Origin of the sequence: Schleiferilactobacillus perolens DSM 12744 (assembly GCF_001435585.1) — a bacterium.
GTDB classification, from domain to species: domain Bacteria; phylum Bacillota; class Bacilli; order Lactobacillales; family Lactobacillaceae; genus Schleiferilactobacillus; species Schleiferilactobacillus perolens.
Map to the genome: position 1 here is coordinate 1 of NZ_AZEC01000095.1, position 228 is coordinate 228.

General features: G+C 41.2%; 1 pseudogene. It reads left to right on the top strand.

The annotated features are described in order from the left end of the window. A pseudogene (locus FD09_RS15770) lies at positions 1-228 on the top strand (NAD(P)/FAD-dependent oxidoreductase); the annotation flags it as partial.

Consider the following 228-nt stretch of genomic DNA (forward strand, 5'->3'; position numbering starts at 1 on the left):
TTTGAATCTAGTTATTTAACCCAACTTTTCACAGGAAAGACTACTGACGCAATCAACTATCCGCCCATCCCAACCATTGTCTTTACCTCACCACAAATCGCACAGGTTGGTATGAGCGTCGAAGAAGCTCAGCAAAATCCTGATTACACCATTAAAACTAATCATCTTCCTGACGGATGGTTCCGCCAAGTTGATAAGGAAACAATTGGTGATAACACCTTGATTTAC